General features: G+C 70.5%; 4 protein-coding genes and 1 pseudogene. 4 read left to right on the plus strand and 1 reads right to left on the minus strand.

Annotation, left to right across the window (positions count from 1 at the left end; genetic code table 11):
* Positions 1–130 precede the first annotated feature (130 nt).
* Genes panD through G6017_RS08365 form a run of 3 tightly spaced genes read left to right on the plus strand, consistent with a single transcriptional unit; the run spans position 131 to position 2,042 of the window.
* Positions 131–556 (plus strand): aspartate 1-decarboxylase, encoded by a 426-nt coding sequence (panD, locus tag G6017_RS08355; RefSeq protein ID WP_179524479.1) that lies wholly within the window; start codon positions 131–133, stop codon positions 554–556.
* Between the two features lie 16 nt (positions 557–572).
* Complete coding sequence (locus G6017_RS08360) at positions 573–1,343, plus strand: type III pantothenate kinase (protein WP_182610267.1); 771 nt, start codon at positions 573–575, stop codon at positions 1,341–1,343.
* A gap of 33 nt (positions 1,344–1,376) precedes the next feature.
* Entirely contained in the window at positions 1,377–2,042 is a 666-nt protein-coding gene (locus G6017_RS08365) for a TMEM175 family protein (protein ID WP_182610268.1), read from the plus strand.
* A 31-nt stretch (positions 2,043–2,073) separates the two neighbouring features.
* Here G6017_RS08365 and ygiD read toward each other — a convergent pair whose 3' ends face one another.
* The gene (ygiD, locus tag G6017_RS08370; protein WP_182616903.1) at positions 2,074–2,865 is read right to left on the minus strand and encodes a 4,5-DOPA-extradiol-dioxygenase; all 792 of its coding nucleotides are present in this window, start codon (positions 2,863–2,865) and stop codon (positions 2,074–2,076) included.
* 259 nt (positions 2,866–3,124) lie between these two features.
* On the opposite strand from ygiD, the pseudogene G6017_RS08375 reads away from it, so the two are divergent.
* Positions 3,125–3,422 (plus strand): annotated as a pseudogene (locus tag G6017_RS08375) (rhodanese-like domain-containing protein); the annotation flags it as partial.

Below are 3,422 nucleotides of genomic sequence, written 5' to 3' on the forward strand. Positions count from 1 at the left end.
CCGGATCGGCTCCGCCCGCCTCATCGACAACGTCGGCGTGGCCATCGGCACGGGGTTCCTCGCCGCCGCCGAGGCGACCGTCGCCTCCCAGCAGGCCGAGCTGGCCGCAGACCTCCAGGAAGGCATCTAGATGCAGCGCACCATGCTCCACTCCAAGATCCACCGGGCGACGGTGACCCAGGCGGACCTGCACTACGTGGGTTCCTGCACCATCGACGCGGACCTCATGGACGCCGCGGACCTGCTCGAGGGGCAGCAGATCGACATCGTCGACATCGACAACGGCTCCCGTCTGACCACCTACGCCATCACCGGCGAGCGGGGCTCGGGGGTCATCAGCATCAACGGTGCGGCCGCGCACCTCGTCCATCCCGGGGATCTGGTGATCATCATCGCGTACGCGGTGATGGAGGACGCCGAGGCGCGGGCCTACGAGCCGCGCGTGGTCTTCGTGGATGCCCACAACCGCACGCTCACCGAGGGCACCGATCCGGCGGACGTCCCCGAGGGGTCGGGCCTGAAGAACCCGCGCGTCCCCGAGCCCGCCACCGTCTAGGTGTCGGGGTAGGGCCGTGTTACTCACCGTCGACGTCGGCAACACCCACATCCGGCTCGGCGTCTTCCCCCCCGATGGCGGTCCACTCGAGCGCACCTGGAGCATGCGGACGTCGCCGGCGGTGACCTCCGACGAGTTGGCGCTGACCATCCGGGGGTTGCTCGGCGAGTGCGCCGAGCGGCTCACCGGAATCTCGGCGATGTCGGTCGTGCCGTCGGTGACGGGCGAACTGCGACGGATGGCCGCAGATTACTGGCCCGGGTTGCGCGCGGTCGTGGTGGCGCCCGGAGTGAAGACCGGGGTACCACTGCTCGTGGACTCTCCGCGGGAGGTGGGGTCCGACCGGGTCGTCAACGCCCTGGCAGCCCACACCCTGTTCGAGGGCGCGGTGATCGTCGTCGACGTGGACACCGCGACCACGGTCGACGCCGTCTCCGCCCGCGGCGAGTTGCTCGGTGGGGCGATCGCGCCCGGGATCGACATCTCCGTGGACGCTCTCGCCGAGCGCGCGGCCGCGTTGCGCAAGATCGAGGTCGTGCGGCCCCGGGGCGCGCTGGGCAAGAACACGGTCGCCGCGCTGCAGGCCGGGATCGTGATCGGGTTCGCCGGGCAGATCGACGCGCTGGTCGACCGCCTGCGGACGGACGTCGCCGAGTTGGCCGACGCGGCGGTGGTGCTGACCGGACTGCGTGCGGAAGTCGTGGCGGAGGAGTCGCGGACGATCACCGACGTGGAGCCGGAGCTCGCGCTCGAGGGACTGCGACTGGTGTTCGAGAGGAACACCTGAATCTCTCCCCGCGCCGGTGGCATGCTGTCCGCCATGGACGGGATCGGACGGAGAGAGATCGACGACGACGACGAGGTGATCCGCAGGGACACCTCCGAGTTCGACCGCGGGGTGTCCTTCTTCGACGCCATCTACGGCTTCGCCGTCACGCTGCTCATCGTGAACGTCGACCTGCCGGGGCCGGAGGCGTGGCAGGACCTCGGCTCCCTGGCGGCATCCGGGCTCGGGCAGCAGCTGACCGGGGTCGCACTGAGTTTCGTGGTGATCTGCGCGCTGTGGCGGGTCAACGTCAGGATGATCAAGGGCCTCACCGGACTCGACGGCCCGATGGTGGTCGGCAACCTCCTGGCGACGGGCCTGGTGATCCTCGTGCCCTTCACCACCGACGCGATCAGCAACCCGGCCACGGCCGATCTCGACCTGCCGACCGCGCTCTACGCCCTCAACATCGCCGGGGTGTCCCTCGCGCAGGCCGCCGTGTACCAGCGTGGTCGCGCGGTCGGACTGGAACGCCGTCCCACGTCGGCGAGGGAGAACCGCAGAATGCTCCTGGCGGCGACCGCCACCCCGGTGGTGTTCCTGGCATCGGTCCCCGTGGCGGTGACGGTCGGCGCGGGGACCGCCCAGCTGATGTGGGTGTCCTTGGTCGTGTTGCTGCCGTTGACGGGCGGCCTCGCGAACCGGGCCAGGGGGACCTGACGGCGCAGCGGGGTCAGGCCGCGCGTGCGGGTCAGGCCGCGGAGCGGTAGCTCGTCATGGAGACCGACCCCCAGGCGTACCCCTTGCTGAAGGCGTCCAGCTTCTCGCCGGATCCGGCCGCCATCCCCGCCGTGTAGAGCAGGGGCAGGAAGTGGTCGGCGCTGGGGACGGCCAGTCGGGCGTCGGGGTGTTCGACCAGAGAGAGGGCGTCCTCCGGCCGCTCGGTGAGCAGTTCCTGGGCGTGGTCGTCGAATCGGTGCGCCCAGTCCGTCCCCGAGTCCCCGCGGGAGGGGTCCGCGGCCGCCAGGTTGTGCACCACGTTGCCGCTGGCCAGGATCAGCACACCGGAGTCCCGCAGCGCCGAGAGCCTGGTGCCCAGGTCGAAGTGGTAGCCCGCGGGCTTGGAGGCGTCCACCGACAACTGGGCCACCGGGACGTCGGCATCGGGGAACACGTGGGTGAGGACGGACCACGTGCCGTGGTCGAGCCCCCACGAGTCCCGGTCCTCGCCGACCCAGGTGGGTTTGACCACCTCGGCCACCTCCGAGGCGAGCTCGGGTGCACCGGCGGCCGGGTAGTCGAACTCGTTGAGCTCCCGTGGGAAGCCGTAGAAGTCGTGGATCGTCCTCGGGTTGGCCATCGCGGTCACCGCGGTGGCCCCGATGTACCAGTGGGCCGAGACGGCCAGCACGGCGCGGGGACGTTCGGGGAGGGAGGTGCCGAGCGCGGCCCATTCGCGGGTCCACTGGTTGACCTCGAGCGCGTTGAGGGGGACGCCGTGGCCGATGAAGACGGCGGGCTGACGCGTGCGTGCGGTGGTCATGATGCTCCTTCGGTCTGACTATATGATGCATCAACTAATGTTCGGGCGCCAGCGGGTGTGCTGTCGGGTGTGGTCAGCGGGCCGAAGGAATCCGCTCTTGTCGTAGATAGACCGGTCTGTCTATTATTGGGGCCATGCACGCACGACGAATGCCCTCGGCCGGTCCGGCGGGCTCCGCACGTGCGCAGCACTGGTGTCCCCGACCGGCAGCAGCACCCTCGAACGGACCGACCGGGACCCGCCTGACCAGGAGCACCAGATGACCTCTCTCGCCGTCACCCTCACCGACCCCGCCGCCCTCACGCTGGACGTGGCGGACTACCGCACCACCGTCGAGGCGGGGGCGCTCGTCGTGGACATCCGCTCACGGGTCCAGCGCGAGCGGCAGGGTGTGCTGGCCGGGGCGGTCGCGGTCGAGGCCCGCCCCGTCGTCGAGCTGCTCGATCCCCGTTCGGCGGCACCCCTCGCCGCCGTGGACGAGGGGCGCGAGGTGCTCCTCGTCAGTGACGACGGCCTCGACGCCGAGCTGTTCGCCCTGGAACTGCACTCCCGTGGTG

Source organism: Dietzia sp. B44, from assembly GCF_014145245.1.
GTDB classification, from domain to species: Bacteria; Actinomycetota; Actinomycetes; order Mycobacteriales; family Mycobacteriaceae; genus Dietzia; species Dietzia natronolimnaea.